We start from the raw sequence: 15511 nt of genomic DNA on the forward strand, positions 1-15511 counted from the left end.
ATGTCCGTTCGCCGATTAGCACCGAAGGAAGTCCAGCCCGCGAGCTTTGCGTTCACGGAGGAGAACCTCGCGTTCGCCAAGCAGCAGATCGCGAAATATCCGGCCGGCCGCCAGGCCTCCGCCGTCATCGCCATCCTCTGGCGCGCGCAGGAGCAGCACGACGGCTGGGTCTCCGAAGCCGCGATCCGCGTCATCGCCGACATGCTCGACATGCCCTATATCCGCGTGCTGGAAGTTGCGACCTTCTACACGATGTTCCAGCTCGCCCCCGTCGGCAAGAAGGCCCACGTCCAGGTCTGCGGCACCACGCCGTGCCGGCTGCGCGGCGCCGAGGATCTGATCCACGTCTGCGAGCACCGCATCCATCACGAGCCCTTCCACCTGTCCAAGGACGGCAATTTCAGCTGGGAAGAGGTCGAGTGCCTCGGTGCCTGCGTGAACGCGCCGATGGTGCTGATCGGCAAGGACACTTATGAGGACCTGACCAAGGAAAGCTTCGGCAAGGTGCTCGACGGTTTCGCTTCGGGCAATCCGCCCAAGCCCGGTCCGCAGAACGGCCGCCAGTTCTCGGCGCCGATCACGGGGCCGACCACGCTGAAGGAGAGCACCTGATGCGTGGTCTCTCGCAGCCTTCGGTGCAGGAGAGTGGTGCCATGAAGAAGTGGGGCTTCATCGCGTTGCACGCCGCCGTGGCGGCCGCTTTCATTTTCCTGCTGCAGCGTTTCAGCCTGAACGCGTCGCTGGAATCCAGTTTGCTCTGGGCGCTGACCTTCGCCGTCTGCGCCGCCGGACTTGCCTACAAGCAGACCATTCGTTGATCGGAAAGCACTGATATGCTCGAGGACAAGGACCGCATCTTCAAGAACCTCTACGGCCTCCACGATTGGGGGCTCGAGGGTGCGCGGCGCCGCGGCGCCTGGGATGGCACCAAGAACATCATCGACAAGGGCCGCGACTGGATCATCAACGAGATGAAGGCGTCGGGCCTGCGCGGCCGCGGCGGCGCCGGCTTCCCGACCGGCCTGAAATGGTCGTTCATGCCGAAGGAATCGACCGACGGCCGGCCGAGCTATCTCGTCGTCAACGCCGACGAGTCCGAGCCCGGCACCTGCAAGGATCGCGAGATCATGCGGCACGATCCGCATCTCCTGATCGAGGGCTGCCTGATCGCGAGCTGCGCGATGAACGCGCATGCCTGCTACATCTATGTCCGCGGTGAATTCATCCGCGAGCGCGAGCATCTCCAGGCCGCGATCGACCAGGCCTATGAGGCCAAGCTGGTCGGCAAGGACAACGTCAACGGCTGGCCGTTCGACATCTACGTCGCGCACGGCGCCGGCGCTTACATCTGCGGCGAAGAGACCGCGCTGCTCGAAAGCCTCGAAGGCAAGAAGGGCCAGCCGCGCCTGAAGCCGCCGTTCCCGGCCAATGTCGGCCTGTTCGGCTGCCCGACCACCGTCAACAACGTCGAGTCCATCGCCGTTGCGCCCGACATCCTGCGCCGCGGCGCCGCGTGGTTCGCCGGCATCGGCCGTCCGAACAATGTCGGCACGAAACTGTTCTGCATCTCCGGCCATGTCGAGCGGCCCTGCAACGTCGAAGAGGCCATGGGCATTCCGTTCCGTGAGCTGATCGAGAAGCATTGCGGCGGCATCCGCGGCGGCTGGGACAACCTCAAGGCCGTGATCCCCGGCGGCTCGTCGGTGCGCATGGTGCCGGCCGAGCAGATCATCGACACGCCGATGGATTTCGACAGCCTGAGCAAGCTGCGCTCGGGCCTCGGCACCGCGGCCGTGATCGTGATGGACAAGTCGACCGATCTGATCCGCGCCATCGCCCGCATCTCCTATTTCTACAAGCACGAGAGCTGCGGCCAGTGCACGCCGTGCCGCGAGGGCACGGGCTGGATGTGGCGCGTGCTGACCCGCATGGCCGAGGGCCGCGCGCATAAGCGCGAGATCGACATGCTGCTCGAAGTGACGAAACAGGTCGAAGGCCACACCATCTGCGCGCTCGGCGACGCGGCGGCATGGCCGATCCAGGGCCTGATCGCGCATTTCCGTCATGAAATCGAAGCGCGCATCGACGAATATTCGCACAAGTCCGACATCGACGATATCGGCGTCCGCGATCCCGTGAACATGGTCGCGGCGGAGTAAGAGACATGACCAAGCTCATCATCGACGGCAAAGAGATCGATGTCCCCGCCGAGTACACGCTGCTTCAGGCGTGCGAGGCGGCCGGCGCCGAGATTCCGCGCTTCTGCTATCACGAGCGGCTGTCGATCGCCGGCAATTGCCGGATGTGCCTCGTCGAAGTGAAGGGCGGCCCCAAGCCGGTCGCGAGCTGCGCCTGGGGCGTGCGCGACTGCCGCCCGGGCCCGAAGGGCGAGCCGCCGGAAATCTCCACGCGTTCGCCGATGGTGAAGAAGGCACGCGAAGGCGTGATGGAGTTCCTTCTCATCAATCACCCGCTGGACTGCCCGATCTGCGACCAGGGCGGCGAGTGCGACCTGCAGGACCAGGCGATGGGCTATGGTGTCGACACCAGCCGCTTCGCCGAGAACAAGCGCGCGGTCGAGGACAAATATCTCGGCGCGCTGGTCAAGACCTCGATGAACCGTTGCATCCAGTGCACGCGCTGCGTCCGCTTCTCGGCGGAAGTTGCCGGCGCGCCCGAGATGGGCGCCACCGGGCGCGGCGAGGACATGGAGATCACGACCTACCTCCAGCACGCGCTGACCTCGGAATTGCAGGGCAATCTCGTCGACATCTGCCCGGTCGGCGCGCTGACCTCGAAGCCCTACGCCTTCGCGGCGCGCCCTTGGGAGCTCGGCAAGACGCAGTCGATCGACGTCATGGACGGCGTCGGCTCGGCGATCCGCGTCGACACCCGCGGCCGTGAGGTGATGCGCGTGCTGCCGCGCATCAACGAGGCCGTGAACGAGGAGTGGATCTCCGACAAGACCCGCCACGTCGTCGACGGCCTGCGCACCCAGCGCCTGGACCGGCCCTATATCCGTGAAGCCGGCAAGCTGCGCGCGGCGAGCTGGACCGAAGCCTTTGCCGCGATCGCCGCCAAGGCGGCGCGCACCGACGGCAAGCGCATTGGCGCGATCGCGGGCGATCTCGCCGGCGTCGAGGAGATGTTCGCGCTGAAGGATCTGCTCGCCAAGTTCGGCTCGACCAATATGGCGGTGCAGGGTGGCGACGCCTTCGACCCCGCGCTCGGCCGCAGCTCCTACATCTTCAACCCGACCCTGGTGGGTGTGGAGCAGGCGGATGCGCTGCTCATCATCGGCGCCAACCCGCGGAAAGAGGCGGCGGTGTTCAACGCCCGCATCCGCAAGCGCTGGCGCGCCGGCGGCTTCAAGGTCGGCGTGATCGGGGCCAAGGTCGATCTGACCTACGACTACGATCACCTCGGCGCGGGCACCGAGACGCTCGGTGAGCTCGCGGCCGGCAAGCACTCCTTCATGGACGTGCTGAAGAACGCCAAGAATCCGATCATCCTGGTCGGCGCGGGCGCGGCTTCGCGTCACGACGGCGCCGCCATTCTCGCCAGCGCCGCCAAGCTCGCGCTCGACGTCGGTGCGGTCAAGGACGGCTGGAACGGCTTTGGCGTGCTGCACGAGAGCGCCTCGCGCGTCGGTGCGCTCGATATCGGCTTCTCCGCAACCGGCGGCGGCCTGAACGCCGCGCAGATGACGACGTTCGGCACGCTCGATTTGCTGTTCCTGCTCGGCGCCGACGAGATCAACGCGCCTGACGGTACCTTCGTCGTCTATATCGGCACCCATGGCGACCGCGGCGCGCACCGCGCCGACGTCATCCTGCCGGCGGCCGCCTACACCGAGAAGTCGGCGATCTACGTCAACACCGAGGGCCGCGTGCAGATGACGGGCCGCGCCGCGTTCCCGCCGGGCGAAGCCCGCGAGGACTGGGCGATCGTCCGCGCGCTGTCGGAAGCGCTCGGCAAGAAGCTCGGCTATGACTCGCTTTCGGCGCTGCGCCAGGCGATCTTCAAGTCCGTGCCGCATTTGATCCGTCTCGACCAGATCGAGGCCGGCTCGGCCGACCAGATCAAGAAGCTCGCGGGGAAGGGCGGTTCGCCCGAGAAGGCACCGTTCAAGCCGCTGGTCGAGGACTTCTATTTGACCAACCCAATCGCGCGTGCGTCCGCCGTGATGGCGGAATGCTCGCGCCTCGCCTCCGGGCACATGCTGACCGCAGCGGAGTGAGCGTGATCTGATGGAATTCTTCGAAAGCGCATTCTGGACCGGTTTCCTCTGGCCGCTGATCATCATGGTCGCGGAGAGCGTCTTGGTGCTCGTCGTCCTCCTGGTCGCGATCGCCTACATCCTGCTCGCCGACCGCAAGATCTGGGCGGCGGTGCAGATCCGGCGCGGCCCGAACGTGGTCGGTCCCTGGGGCCTGCTGCAGTCTTTCGCCGACCTTCTGAAGTTCGTGCTGAAGGAGCCGATCATCCCGGCCGGCGCCAACAAGGGCGTCTTCCTGCTGGCGCCGCTGGTGTCCTGCGTGCTCGCGCTCGCGGCCTGGGCGGTGATCCCGACCAATCTCGGCTGGGTGATCTCCGACATCAATGTCGGCATCCTCTTCATCTTCGCGATCTCGTCGCTGTCGATCTACGGCATCATCATGGCCGGCTGGTCGTCGAACTCGAAGTACCCGTTCCTGGCCGCGCTGCGCTCGGCGGCGCAGATGGTGTCTTATGAAGTCTCGATCGGCTTCGTCATCATCACGGTGCTGCTCTGCGCCGGCACGCTGAACCTGTCGGCCGTGGTCGAGGCCCAACATGTCCGCGGGCTCGCCAGCCTGATCGGATTGCCGCAGCTGACGATCCTGAACTGGTACGTCTGGCCGCTGTTCCCGATGTTCGTGATCTTCTACGTTTCGGCGCTGGCGGAAACCAACCGCCCGCCGTTCGACCTCGTGGAAGCCGAATCCGAGCTCGTCGCCGGCTTCATGGTCGAGTACGGCTCGACCCCGTATCTGCTGTTCATGCTCGGCGAGTATGTTGCGATCGTCACGATGTGCGCGATGGCGACGATCCTGTTCCTCGGAGGCTGGCTGCCGCCGGTCGACCTGCCGCCCTTCAACTGGGTGCCGGGGATCATCTGGTTCTCGCTCAAAGTCTTCTTCATGTTCTTCCTGTTCGCGATGGCAAAGGCGATCGTGCCGCGCTACCGCTACGACCAACTGATGCGCCTCGGCTGGAAGGTGTTCCTGCCGCTGTCGCTGGCGATGGTGGTCGTAGTGGCCGGCGTGCTGCATTTCGCCGGCATCGCGCCGAAGTGAGGGCCGTCATGGGTATCAACGTCAACGCCACTGCACGCTCGCTTCTGCTGTCGGAATTCGTCTCGGCGTTCTTCCTCGCCATGCGCTATTTCTTCCAGCCGAAGCCGACCCTGAACTATCCGTTCGAGAAGGGCCCGATCTCGCCGCGCTTCCGCGGCGAGCATGCGCTGCGCCGCTATCCGAACGGCGAAGAGCGCTGCATCGCCTGCAAGCTCTGCGAGGCGGTTTGCCCGGCGCAGGCCATCACCATCGAGGCCGGCCCGCGTCGCAACGACGGCACCCGCCGCACCGTGCGCTACGACATCGACATGGTGAAGTGCATCTATTGCGGCCTCTGCCAGGAGGCCTGTCCGGTCGACGCCATCGTCGAAGGTCCGAACTTCGAGTTCGCGACCGAGACCCGCGAGGAACTGTTCTATGACAAGGCCAAGCTGCTCGCCAACGGCGACCGCTGGGAACGCGAGATCGCGAAAGCGATCGAGCTCGACGCGCCGTACCGGTGAGGTGAGGGCATGATCCTTCCCGCGCTGTTCTTCTATCTCTTCGCCGGCGTCTGCGTCGCCTCGGCCGTGATGGTGATTGTCTCGCGCAATCCCGTGCACTCCGTGCTGTACCTGATCCTGGCCTTCGTCAACGCCTCCGGCCTGTTCGTGCTGATGGGTGCCGAGTTCCTGGCGATGATCCTGATCGTCGTCTATGTCGGCGCGGTCGCGGTGCTGTTCCTGTTCGTGATCATGATGCTCGATGTGGACTTCACCGAGCTGCGCGAGGGCTTCATCGAGTACCTGCCGGTCGGCCTCGTGATCGGCGGCATCTTCCTGTTCGAGTTGCTGCTCACCGTCGGCTTCTGGGTCATCAACCCCGGTGTCGCCAAGACGATCACGGCGGCGATCCCGACCAACGTCTCGAACACCGAGGCGCTGGGTCTGGTGCTCTATACGAAGTACATCCACTACTTCCAGCTCTCGGGCATGGTGCTGCTGGTCGCCATGATCGGCGCCATCGTGCTGACGCTGCGGCACAAGGCGAGCGTGAAGCGGCAGGACATCAACGTTCAGAACGCGCGCACGCCCGACATGGCGATGGCGATGCGCAAGGTGGCGCCGGGGCAGGGGCTCTCGGATGCCGATGCGGCGGAGTGGGTGAAATGACGATCGGGCTCGGACACTATCTGGCGGTCGGCGCGATCCTGTTCACGCTCGGCATCCTCGGCATCTTCCTGAACCGCAAGAACATCATCGTCATCCTGATGTCGATCGAGCTGATCCTGCTCTCGGTCAACATCAACCTCGTCGCGTTCTCGACCTTCCTCGGCGACATCGTCGGCCAGGTCTTCGCGCTTCTGGTGCTCACCGTCGCTGCCGCTGAAGCCGCGATCGGTCTCGCCATCCTGGTGGTCTATTTCCGCAACCGCGGCTCGATCGCGGTTGAGGACGTCAATCTGATGAAGGGCTGAGCTCAGTCATGGTTCAGGCAATCGTATTCCTGCCTCTGCTGGGCGCCATTCTGGCCGGGCTCATCGCCCTGGCCGGCGCGCATGCCCGCAACCCCTCGGGTGACGAGGTCGAGCATCACGGCGATCACGGTCATGGCGATGCCCATGCCGCGGCCGCCCATGACGACCATGGCCACGACGATCACGCCCATGACGACCACGGCCACGGCCCGGTCGAGCCGCCGGCGGCGGGCTCGCGCGGCGCCGAGCTGATCACGACGGGTCTGCTGTTCGTATCGGCGGCATTGTCCTGGATGACGCTGGTCGACGTCGGCTTCATGCACCATGACGCCCGCATCCAGCTGCTGCCTTTCATCTTTTCCGGCGACCTCCAGGTCTGGTGGACGCTTCGCGTCGACACGCTCACTGCCGTGATGCTGGTGGTGGTGACGACCGTGTCCTCGCTCGTGCACCTCTATTCCATCGGCTACATGGACGAGGATCCGTACCGGCCGCGCTTCTTCGGCTATCTCTCGCTGTTCACCTTCGCCATGCTGATGCTGGTGACGGCGGACAACCTCGTGCAGCTGTTCTTCGGTTGGGAAGGCGTGGGTCTGGCGAGCTATCTGCTGATCGGCTTCTGGTACCAGAAGCCGTCGGCGAACGCGGCCGCCATCAAGGCCTTCGTCGTCAACCGCGTCGGCGACTTTGGTTTCGCGCTCGGCATCTTCGCGATCTTCATGCTGACCAGCTCGACCGATTTCGAGACCATCTTCCATGCCGCGCCCGGCCTCACCGGCAAGACCATCAACTTCCTCGGCTGGCATGCCGATGCGCTGACCCTGACCTGTCTCCTCCTGTTCATGGGCGCGATGGGCAAGTCGGCGCAGTTCCTGCTGCACACCTGGTTGCCGGACGCGATGGAAGGCCCGACCCCGGTGTCGGCGCTGATCCACGCCGCGACCATGGTCACCGCGGGCGTCTTCATGGTGGCGCGCCTGTCGCCGCTGTTCGAGCTCGCCCCGAATGCGCAGGCCGTCGTGATGTTCTTTGGCGCGACCACCGCGTTCTTCGCCGCGACCATCGGCCTCGTCCAGAACGACATCAAGCGCATCGTCGCCTATTCGACCTGTTCGCAGCTCGGCTATATGTTCGTGGCGATGGGGGCAGGGGCCTATTCGGTCGGAATGTTCCATCTGTTCACGCACGCCTTCTTCAAGGCGCTGCTGTTCTTGGGCTCCGGCTCGGTGATCTACGCGATGCACCACGAGCAGGACATCCGCAACATGGGCGGGCTCTGGAAGAAGATCCCCTACACCTATGCGGTGATGGTGGTCGGCACGCTCGCGCTGACCGGATTCCCGCTCACCGCCGGCTATTTCTCCAAGGACGCGATCATCGAGTCCGCGTACGCCTCGCACAATCCGTTCGCGGTGTACGGCTTCCTGATGACGATCGTCGCCGCCGGCCTGACCTCGTTCTACTCCTGGCGCCTGATCTTCAAGACCTTCCACGGCGAGCCGCATGACGAGCATCACTACGAGGCCGCGCACGAGGCTCCGATCTGGATGCTGATCCCGATCGGCGTGCTCGCCGTCGGCTCCATCGTCGCCGGCTTCCCGTTCAAGGAGCTGTTCGCCGGTCACGGCATCGAGGAGTTCTTCCGCGAATCCGTGAAGATGAATCCGCACATCATCGAGGAGATGCACCACATCCCCGAGACCATCGCCTTCCTGCCGACGGTGATGATGGTGCTGGGCTTCCTGGTGTCGTATTTGTTCTACATCCGACGGCCCTATCTGCCGGTCGAGCTCGCGAAGACGCAGCCGATGCTGTACCAGTTCCTGCTCAACAAATGGTACTTCGACGAGCTCTACGACATCATCTTCGTCCGTCCGGCGAAGTGGATCGGCTATCAGCTCTGGAAGAAGGGCGACGGCTTCATCATCGACGGCCTCGGTCCCGACGGCGTCTCGGCCCGTGTCCTGGACGTCACCCGCAACGTCGTGAAGATCCAGACCGGCTATCTCTATCACTACGCATTCGCCATGCTGATCGGCGCCGCCGGCCTGATCACCTGGTTCATGTTCGGCTTTGGAGGCCAGTAAATGACAACCTGGCCCATCCTATCGGTCACGACGTTCCTGCCGGTGGTCGGCGCGCTGATCGTCTATCTCAGCCGCGGCGATGACGAGGCGGCCAAGCGCAATTCGCGCTGGATCGCGCTCTGGACCACGCTGATCACCTTCGCGGTGTCGGTGATCCTGGTCATGCGGTTCGACCCGTCGAATCCCGACTTCCAGTTCGTCGAGAAGGCGAACTGGCTCGCCACCGGCATCACCTACCACATGGGCGTCGACGGCATTTCGCTGCCGCTGGTGATCCTCACCACCGCCGTGATGCCGTTCTGCATCATCGCGAGCTGGAAGGCGATCACCAACCGCGTCCGCGAATACATGATGGCGTTCCTGATCCTGGAAACGCTGATGATCGGCACCTTCTCGGCGCTCGATCTCGTGCTGTTCTACCTGTTCTTCGAAGGCGGCCTGATCCCGATGTTCCTGATCATCGGCGTCTGGGGCGGTCCGCGCCGGGTCTACGCATCGTTCAAGTTCTTCCTTTACACGCTGCTCGGCTCGGTCCTGATGCTGCTCGCCATCATGGCGCTGTACTGGAATGGCGGCACCACCGACATTCCGACCCTGATGCACACGGCCGTGCCGCGGTCGCTGCAGACCTGGGCCTGGCTGGCCTTCTTCGCCTCGTTCGCGGTGAAGATGCCGATGTGGCCGGTGCACACCTGGCTTCCCGACGCGCATGTCGAGGCGCCGACGGCCGGCTCCGTGGTCCTCGCCGCGATCCTGCTGAAGATGGGCGGCTACGGCTTCCTGCGCTTCTCGCTGCCGATGTTCCCGCTGGCCTCGCACGACTTCGCGCCGCTGATCTTCACGCTCTCGGCCATCGCCATCATCTACACCTCGCTGGTGGCCTTGATGCAGGAGGACATGAAGAAGCTGATCGCGTACTCTTCAGTTGCGCATATGGGCTTCGTCACCATGGGCATCTTCGCCGGCACCATGCAGGGCGTCGCCGGCGGCGTGTTCCAGATGATCTCGCACGGCATCGTCTCCGGCGCGCTGTTCCTCTGCGTCGGCGTCGTCTACGACCGCCTGCACACCCGCGAGATCGCGGCCTATGGCGGCCTCGTCAACCGGATGCCGCTCTACGCGCTGACCTTCATGATCTTCACCATGGCCAATGTCGGTCTGCCCGGCACATCAGGCTTCGTCGGCGAGTTCATGACGCTGCTCGGCACCTTCAAGGTCTCGATCCCGACCGCGTTCTTCGCCACCTTCGGCGTGATCTTGTCGGCGTGCTACGCGCTGTGGCTCTACCGCAAGGTCGTGTTCGGGGCGCTGGTCAAGCCGTCGCTTGCGAGCATGAAGGATCTCACCTTCCGGGAGTGCCTGACGCTGTTCCCGATGATCGCGCTGACGATCCTGTTCGGCGTCTATCCGAAGCCGGTGCTCGACATGTCGGCCGCCTCGGTCCAGCAACTCGTCAACAACTACAACACCGCTGTGACGGCCGTGAAGGCCGCCGCACTGCTCCAGTGATCGGGCAGGTCAGGATATCGCCATGAGCTTTGAGACTGCAGGTTATCAACTGGCGCCGGTGCTGCCCGAGATCGTGCTCGCGGTCGGCGCCATGGCTCTGCTGATGCTGGGCGCCTATCGCGGGCAGGGGACGACCGGTGCCGTCACCTCGCTGGCGGTCGTGCTCCTGGTCGTGGTCGGCGTGCTCGAATACATGCTGCCTGCGGGCAAGCAGGTGACCTTCGGCGGCAGCTTCATCGTCGACGATTTCGCCCGCTTCATGAAGATCCTGGCCCTGATCGGCTCGGCAGTGACGCTGGTGCTGTCGACCGAGTTCCTGTCCGACCCGTCGCGCCGCATCTTCGAATACGCCATCCTGGTGCTGCTCTCGACGCTGGGCATGATGGTGCTGATCTCGGCCGGCGACCTGATCTCGCTCTATCTCGGCCTCGAATTGATGTCGCTGGCACTCTACGTCGTGGCGGCCTCGAACCGCGACAACGCCAAGTCGACCGAAGCCGGCCTGAAGTACTTCGTGCTTGGCGCGCTGTCCTCGGGCATGCTGCTCTACGGCGCCTCGCTGATCTACGGCTTCACCGGCACGGTCAGCTTCACCGGCATCGCCGCGGCCGCGACGGTCTCGAATGTCGGCCTGGTGTTCGGCCTCGTCTTCCTGCTCGTCGGCCTCTGCTTCAAGGTCTCGGCCGTGCCGTTCCACATGTGGACGCCTGATGTCTACGAGGGCGCGCCGACCCCGGTCACCGCCTTCTTCGCTTCGGCGCCGAAGGTCGCTGCGCTTGCCGTGTTCACCCGCGTCACGCTCACCGCGTTCCCGGGCATCGTCTCGCAGTGGCAGCAGATCCTGGTGTTCGTGGCGATCGCCTCGATGGCGCTGGGCTCCTTCGCCGCGATCGGCCAGAGCAACATCAAGCGCCTGATGGCCTATTCCTCGATCGGCCACATGGGCTTCGCGCTGGTCGGCCTTGCCTCCGGCACGGTCGAGGGCGCGCAGGGCGTCCTGATGTACATCGTGATCTATGTCGCGATGACGCTGGGCTCGTTCTCGATCATCCTCGCCATGCGCCGCAACGGCCAGGCGGTCGAGCAGATCAGCGATTTCGCCGGCCTGTCGCGGACCAATCCGCTGCTCGCCTTCATGTTCGCGATGCTGCTGTTCTCGCTCGCGGGCATTCCGCCGCTCGCCGGCTTCTTCGCCAAATGGTACGTCTTCGTCGCCGCCATCAAGGCAAATTTGTTCACGCTCGCCGTCGTCGGCGTGCTGACCAGCGTGGTCGGCGCCTACTACTATCTCGCTATCGTCAAGACGATGTATTTCGACGAGCCGGCCGGCCAGGTCGATCCGGTACGCGTCGAGGTGAAGACGGTGCTGGCGGTCTTTGGCCTGTTCAACATCCTGTTCGCGTTGTTCGCGGGTCCCGTGGTGAGCGTCGCCTCCGCCGCGGCAAAGTCGCTGTTCTAGGATGGGTTTCGCGCTCGGTCCTCGCGCATCATCCGCGGGCTACAGGCTCGCGGCGTTCGAACGGACCGGCTCGACCAATACCGAGGCGATCGAGCACGCGAGGCGCGGCGAAGGCGGTCCGATGTGGTTCGTCACGTCGGAGCAGACTGCGGGCCGCGGCCGTCGTCAGCGCGCCTGGATCGCGCCGCGCGGCAATCTCGCCGCCAGCATCCTCGAGGTCATGGACGTTGCTCCCGCCGTCGCCGCCACCCTTGGTTTTGCCGCGGGACTGGCCGAGGAGACCGCGCTGGAGAAGGTCAGCCTGGAGGCCGCACTCCGCCTCGGCCCTGATCGTCCGCGCTACGCCCTGAAATGGCCGAATGACGTTTTGGCCGGTGGCAAGAAGCTCGTCGGCATTGGGCTCGAAGCCGAAGCCATCGGCGACCGCCTCGCCGTCGTCGTCGGCATCGGCACCAATGTCGTGGCAGCGCCCGAGGGCACGCCGACGCCCGCGGTGTCGCTGGCCGCGCTCGGGGTGCAGATCAGTGCGGAGGAGCTGTTCTCGGCGCTCTCCGACGCCTGGGTCGAGTTCCGCGGCATCTGGGACAATGGAAGCGGCTTTGCCGAGATCCGCAAGCTGTGGCTGGAGCGCGCCGCGGGGCTCGGCGAGCGGGTCGCAATCCACACGGGAGCGATGACGCTGGAAGGCATTTTTGACACGATCGACGACACCGGCTGCCTGATCGTCCGCACCGCGGAGGGCCGCCGCGTGCCGGTGGCCGCGGGCGAGGTGTTCTTCGGTTCGGCCGCGTCCGTAGGAGCTGCGTGATGGCGAAGCCCGAAGAACTGGTATTTGCGCCGCTGGGCGGCGTCGGCGAGATCGGCATGAACCTGTCGATCTACGGCCTCGGCAGCCGCCAGCAGCGCGCCTGGATGGCGGTCGACCTCGGCGTCTCCTTCGGCGACGAGGAGCACCTGCCGGGCATCGACCTGATCATGCCCGACATCAGCTTTCTGGAGAAGGAACGCAAGAACCTGATGGGCCTGGTGCTGACCCACGCTCATGAGGATCATTTCGGCGCCATCATCGATCTCTGGCCGAAGCTGAAATGCCCGATCTATGCCACGCAGTTCAGCGCGGCGCTGTTCGAGGCCAAATGCGCCGCCGAGCGCAACGCGCCGAAGATCCCCGTGACGGTGGTGCCGTCCGGCGGCCGCGTCGATGTCGGCCCGTTCAACGTCGAGTTCATCCCCGTCGCGCACTCCATTCCTGAAGCGCATGCGCTGGCGATCCACACCCCGGCCGGCACGGTGCTGCACACCGGCGACTGGAAGATCGACCCGACCCCGACCCTGGGAGCTCCGACCGACGAGAAGCGCCTGCGCGAACTCGGCGAGGAGGGCGTGCTCGCCCTGATCGGCGATTCCACCAATGCGGTGCGCGACGGCCGCTCGCCGTCCGAGGCCGAGGTCGCCCGGACCATCATCGATCTGGTGAAGGCCGCCAAGGGCCGCGTCGCGGTGACGACCTTCGCCTCCAACGTCGCGCGCATCAAGGCCGTCGCGGCGGCGGCGAAAGCTGCCGACCGCGAGGTCGTCGTGGTCGGCCGCGCCATGGAGCGCGTGGTGCAGGTCGCGCGCGAATGCGGCTATCTCGACGGCGTTCAGAATTTCCGTTCGCCCGAGGTCTACGGCCATCTGCCGCAGGACAAGGTGCTGGCGCTGTGCACCGGCAGCCAGGGCGAGCCACGCGCGGCGCTGGCGCGCATCGCCAATGACGACCATCCCGAGATCACGCTCAACCGCGGCGACAGCGTCATCTTCTCCTCGCGCACCATCCCGGGCAACGAGAAGGCGGTCGGCTCGATCATCAACAATCTGGTGCTCCAGGGCGTCGAGATCATCACCGATCGCGATCATCTGGTCCACGTCTCCGGCCATCCCCGCCGCGACGAATTGCGCGACATGATCGCCTGGGTGAAGCCGCAACTCCTGATCCCCGTCCACGGCGAGGCGCTGCACCTGAACGAGCACGCCAAGCTGGCGCGCGCCGCCGGCGTGCCCCGCGTCCTGGTCGTCCGCAACGGCGACCTGATCAAGCTCGGCCCGGGCGATCCCGGCATCATCGGCGAAGTGCCCTCCGGCCGCCTCTACAAGGACGGCACGATCGTGGAGGACTCCAAGTCCCGCGCCGTGGTCGAGCGGCGACGTATGGCGTTTTCCGGCTGTGCCTTCGTCGCCATCGCCATGACTGAGCAGGGCGAGCTGGCCGACGATCCCGAGGTCGATCTCGTCGGCATTCCCGAGAAGAACAGAGCAGGCGAGCCCTTTGACGACATCGTCTTCGATGCCGTGGTCTCCACCATCGAGGGCCTGCCGAAGGTGCGCCGCCGCGACCCCGACGCATTGGGCGAGTCGGTGCGACGCGCCGTCCGGGCCGTGATCAACGAACATTGGGGCAAAAAGCCCCCCTGTCTGGTACACGTACTGACAGTGTAATTTGGGCATGATCTTTTCGGAAGACCGCGTCACACTTTGCGCTAACGCGGCCCTTCGGGTCCGGATCATGCCTTAGGGGAGAAGACACATGCTGGGCCGGCTCAACCATGTCGCGATCGCGACCAAGGACGCCGTCAAGGCCGCCAGGATCTATGGCGCCGCGTTCGGCGCTGAGATTTCGGAAGCCGTACCGCTGCCCGAGCACGGCGTCATCACCGTGTTCGCGACGCTGCCCAACACCAAGATCGAGTTCATCGAGCCGCTCGGCGAGGCCTCGCCGATCGCAAAATTCGTCGAGCGCAACCCCGACGGCGGCATCCACCATGTCTGCTACGAGGTCGTCGACATCATCGCCTCGCGCGACACGCTGGTGAAGGAGGGCGCGCGGGTGCTCGGCGACGGCGTGCCCAAGATCGGCGCCCATGGCAAGCCGGTGCTGTTCCTGCATCCGAAGGATTTCTCCGGTGCGCTGGTCGAGATCGAGCAGGCATAGGGCCGAACCATGGCCATCCAGATCTCAACCGCGATCGCAATCTACTTCGTCATCTGGTGGGTCGCGCTGTTCCTGACGCTGCCGTTCGGCGTGCGCAGCCAGCACGAGGATGGCGTCGGTGCGCCCGGCACCGACCCCGGCGCGCCGATCCTGACGCGGATGGGACGCAAGCTGATCTGGACCACCATCATCTCGGCGATCATCTACGGCCTCGGCCTCGCGGCCTATCACGCCGGCTACCTCTCGATCGAGCGCCTGTCGAAATTGATGGGAATGCCGTTCTAGACGTTTTTGCCGACGATATTGTTTGGGGGGAAGGAATGGCTTTTCAGAGGATCGTCATTGCACTTCTGGTGCTGATCGTCGCCGGCATCGGTGCCATCGGCTATTTCGAATGGCGGATGGCTGCGCAGGTGCGCACCCTGAAGGCGTTCGTCGAGGGCTATGTCTTCAACGAAGCCGTGATGGCCTGCGAGCAGGCCAAGAGCTCGACGCCGTTCAAATGGAACGGGGGCAAGAGCACCTCGGTGATCGGCCTGAACTCGGCCAAGCTGGACAAATACACGGTCAGCGCCAGCTACACGCTGGTGGCGGACAGCGTCTATTGTGATTACGATCCGATCAAAAGAAAGGCCGAGATCGGCTCCAGCTTTTTGGAGCGGGAGTAACGATCCGGCGCTGGCAGGCATGAGCGCGCCGCCGCCTGCTCGA

General features: G+C 64.9%; 16 protein-coding genes. All 16 read left to right on the forward strand.

The genetic code is table 11. The features are described 5' to 3' along the window. The 16 genes from nuoE (at position 1) to AABA86_RS19350 (ending at position 15468) form a co-directional block, all read left to right on the forward strand. Complete coding sequence (nuoE, locus tag AABA86_RS19275) at positions 1–612, forward strand: NADH-quinone oxidoreductase subunit NuoE (protein ID WP_018320144.1); 612 nt, start codon at positions 1–3, stop codon at positions 610–612. Beyond that, on the forward strand, positions 612–818 hold the full coding sequence (locus tag AABA86_RS19280) for a hypothetical protein (protein ID WP_338307933.1): 207 nt from the start codon (positions 612–614) through the stop codon (positions 816–818). Before nuoE ends, AABA86_RS19280 begins: the two co-directional genes overlap by 1 nt. 15 nt (positions 819–833) lie before the next feature. Further along, positions 834–2159, forward strand: a complete 1326-nt coding sequence (gene nuoF, locus AABA86_RS19285; protein ID WP_063194770.1) for an NADH-quinone oxidoreductase subunit NuoF — start codon at positions 834–836, stop codon at positions 2157–2159. Positions 2160–2164: 5 nt separating this feature from the next. Further along, the gene (gene nuoG, locus AABA86_RS19290) at positions 2165–4240 is read left to right on the forward strand and encodes an NADH-quinone oxidoreductase subunit NuoG (RefSeq protein WP_338307935.1); all 2076 of its coding nucleotides are present in this window, start codon (positions 2165–2167) and stop codon (positions 4238–4240) included. A gap of 10 nt (positions 4241–4250) precedes the next feature. Continuing rightward, the gene (gene nuoH, locus AABA86_RS19295; RefSeq protein ID WP_038948735.1) at positions 4251–5318 is read left to right on the forward strand and encodes an NADH-quinone oxidoreductase subunit NuoH; all 1068 of its coding nucleotides are present in this window, start codon (positions 4251–4253) and stop codon (positions 5316–5318) included. 8 nt (positions 5319–5326) lie between these two features. Next, positions 5327–5821: an NADH-quinone oxidoreductase subunit NuoI gene (gene nuoI, locus AABA86_RS19300; RefSeq protein ID WP_191093171.1), complete on the forward strand. Its 495-nt coding sequence runs from the start codon at positions 5327–5329 to the stop codon at positions 5819–5821. Between the two features lie 9 nt (positions 5822–5830). After that, positions 5831–6469: an NADH-quinone oxidoreductase subunit J gene (locus AABA86_RS19305; protein WP_338307936.1), complete on the forward strand. Its 639-nt coding sequence runs from the start codon at positions 5831–5833 to the stop codon at positions 6467–6469. Beyond that, complete coding sequence (gene nuoK / locus AABA86_RS19310; protein WP_008547737.1) at positions 6466–6774, forward strand: NADH-quinone oxidoreductase subunit NuoK; 309 nt, start codon at positions 6466–6468, stop codon at positions 6772–6774. Before AABA86_RS19305 ends, nuoK begins: the two co-directional genes overlap by 4 nt. A gap of 8 nt (positions 6775–6782) precedes the next feature. Beyond that, the gene (gene nuoL, locus AABA86_RS19315; protein ID WP_338307937.1) at positions 6783–8861 is read left to right on the forward strand and encodes an NADH-quinone oxidoreductase subunit L; all 2079 of its coding nucleotides are present in this window, start codon (positions 6783–6785) and stop codon (positions 8859–8861) included. Further along, positions 8862–10370, forward strand: a complete 1509-nt coding sequence (locus AABA86_RS19320; RefSeq protein WP_212250850.1) for an NADH-quinone oxidoreductase subunit M — start codon at positions 8862–8864, stop codon at positions 10368–10370. A 22-nt stretch (positions 10371–10392) separates the two neighbouring features. After that, complete coding sequence (nuoN, locus tag AABA86_RS19325) at positions 10393–11829, forward strand: NADH-quinone oxidoreductase subunit NuoN (protein ID WP_212250852.1); 1437 nt, start codon at positions 10393–10395, stop codon at positions 11827–11829. A gap of 1 nt (position 11830) precedes the next feature. Continuing rightward, positions 11831–12637, forward strand: coding sequence for a biotin--[acetyl-CoA-carboxylase] ligase (locus AABA86_RS19330; RefSeq protein ID WP_338307939.1), 807 nt, complete (start codon positions 11831–11833; stop codon positions 12635–12637). Beyond that, complete coding sequence (locus AABA86_RS19335; RefSeq protein WP_338307941.1) at positions 12637–14307, forward strand: ribonuclease J; 1671 nt, start codon at positions 12637–12639, stop codon at positions 14305–14307. The genes AABA86_RS19330 and AABA86_RS19335 overlap by 1 nt, the downstream gene beginning before the upstream one ends. 88 nt (positions 14308–14395) lie before the next feature. Further along, positions 14396–14800 (forward strand): methylmalonyl-CoA epimerase, encoded by a 405-nt coding sequence (gene mce, locus AABA86_RS19340; protein WP_212089931.1) that lies wholly within the window; start codon positions 14396–14398, stop codon positions 14798–14800. 9 nt (positions 14801–14809) lie between these two features. Then, complete coding sequence (locus AABA86_RS19345; RefSeq protein ID WP_028141469.1) at positions 14810–15085, forward strand: DUF1467 family protein; 276 nt, start codon at positions 14810–14812, stop codon at positions 15083–15085. A 35-nt stretch (positions 15086–15120) separates the two neighbouring features. Next, positions 15121–15468, forward strand: coding sequence for a hypothetical protein (locus AABA86_RS19350; RefSeq protein WP_212250858.1), 348 nt, complete (start codon positions 15121–15123; stop codon positions 15466–15468). Positions 15469–15511: the final 43 nt, after the last annotated feature.

The organism is Bradyrhizobium sp. TM233 (genome assembly GCF_036247965.1).
In the GTDB taxonomy this organism is placed as follows: domain Bacteria; phylum Pseudomonadota; class Alphaproteobacteria; order Rhizobiales; family Xanthobacteraceae; genus Bradyrhizobium; species Bradyrhizobium ottawaense.

Excerpts from the sequence above, each read along its gene's own strand:
- nuoE (WP_018320144.1), top strand. The coding sequence starts at position 1 with ATGTCCGTTCGCCGATTAGCACCGAAGGAAGTCCAGCCCGCGAGCTTT.
- AABA86_RS19280 (WP_338307933.1), top strand. The coding sequence starts at position 612 with ATGCGTGGTCTCTCGCAGCCTTCGGTGCAGGAGAGTGGTGCCATGAAG.
- nuoF (WP_063194770.1), top strand. The coding sequence starts at position 834 with ATGCTCGAGGACAAGGACCGCATCTTCAAGAACCTCTACGGCCTCCAC.
- nuoG (WP_338307935.1), top strand. The coding sequence starts at position 2,165 with ATGACCAAGCTCATCATCGACGGCAAAGAGATCGATGTCCCCGCCGAG.
- nuoH (WP_038948735.1), top strand. The coding sequence starts at position 4,251 with ATGGAATTCTTCGAAAGCGCATTCTGGACCGGTTTCCTCTGGCCGCTG.
- nuoI (WP_191093171.1), top strand. The coding sequence starts at position 5,327 with ATGGGTATCAACGTCAACGCCACTGCACGCTCGCTTCTGCTGTCGGAA.
- AABA86_RS19305 (WP_338307936.1), top strand. The coding sequence starts at position 5,831 with ATGATCCTTCCCGCGCTGTTCTTCTATCTCTTCGCCGGCGTCTGCGTC.
- nuoK (WP_008547737.1), top strand. The coding sequence starts at position 6,466 with ATGACGATCGGGCTCGGACACTATCTGGCGGTCGGCGCGATCCTGTTC.
- nuoL (WP_338307937.1), top strand. The coding sequence starts at position 6,783 with ATGGTTCAGGCAATCGTATTCCTGCCTCTGCTGGGCGCCATTCTGGCC.
- AABA86_RS19320 (WP_212250850.1), top strand. The coding sequence starts at position 8,862 with ATGACAACCTGGCCCATCCTATCGGTCACGACGTTCCTGCCGGTGGTC.
- nuoN (WP_212250852.1), top strand. The coding sequence starts at position 10,393 with ATGAGCTTTGAGACTGCAGGTTATCAACTGGCGCCGGTGCTGCCCGAG.
- AABA86_RS19330 (WP_338307939.1), top strand. The coding sequence starts at position 11,831 with ATGGGTTTCGCGCTCGGTCCTCGCGCATCATCCGCGGGCTACAGGCTC.
- AABA86_RS19335 (WP_338307941.1), top strand. The coding sequence starts at position 12,637 with ATGGCGAAGCCCGAAGAACTGGTATTTGCGCCGCTGGGCGGCGTCGGC.
- mce (WP_212089931.1), top strand. The coding sequence starts at position 14,396 with ATGCTGGGCCGGCTCAACCATGTCGCGATCGCGACCAAGGACGCCGTC.
- AABA86_RS19345 (WP_028141469.1), top strand. The coding sequence starts at position 14,810 with ATGGCCATCCAGATCTCAACCGCGATCGCAATCTACTTCGTCATCTGG.
- AABA86_RS19350 (WP_212250858.1), top strand. The coding sequence starts at position 15,121 with ATGGCTTTTCAGAGGATCGTCATTGCACTTCTGGTGCTGATCGTCGCC.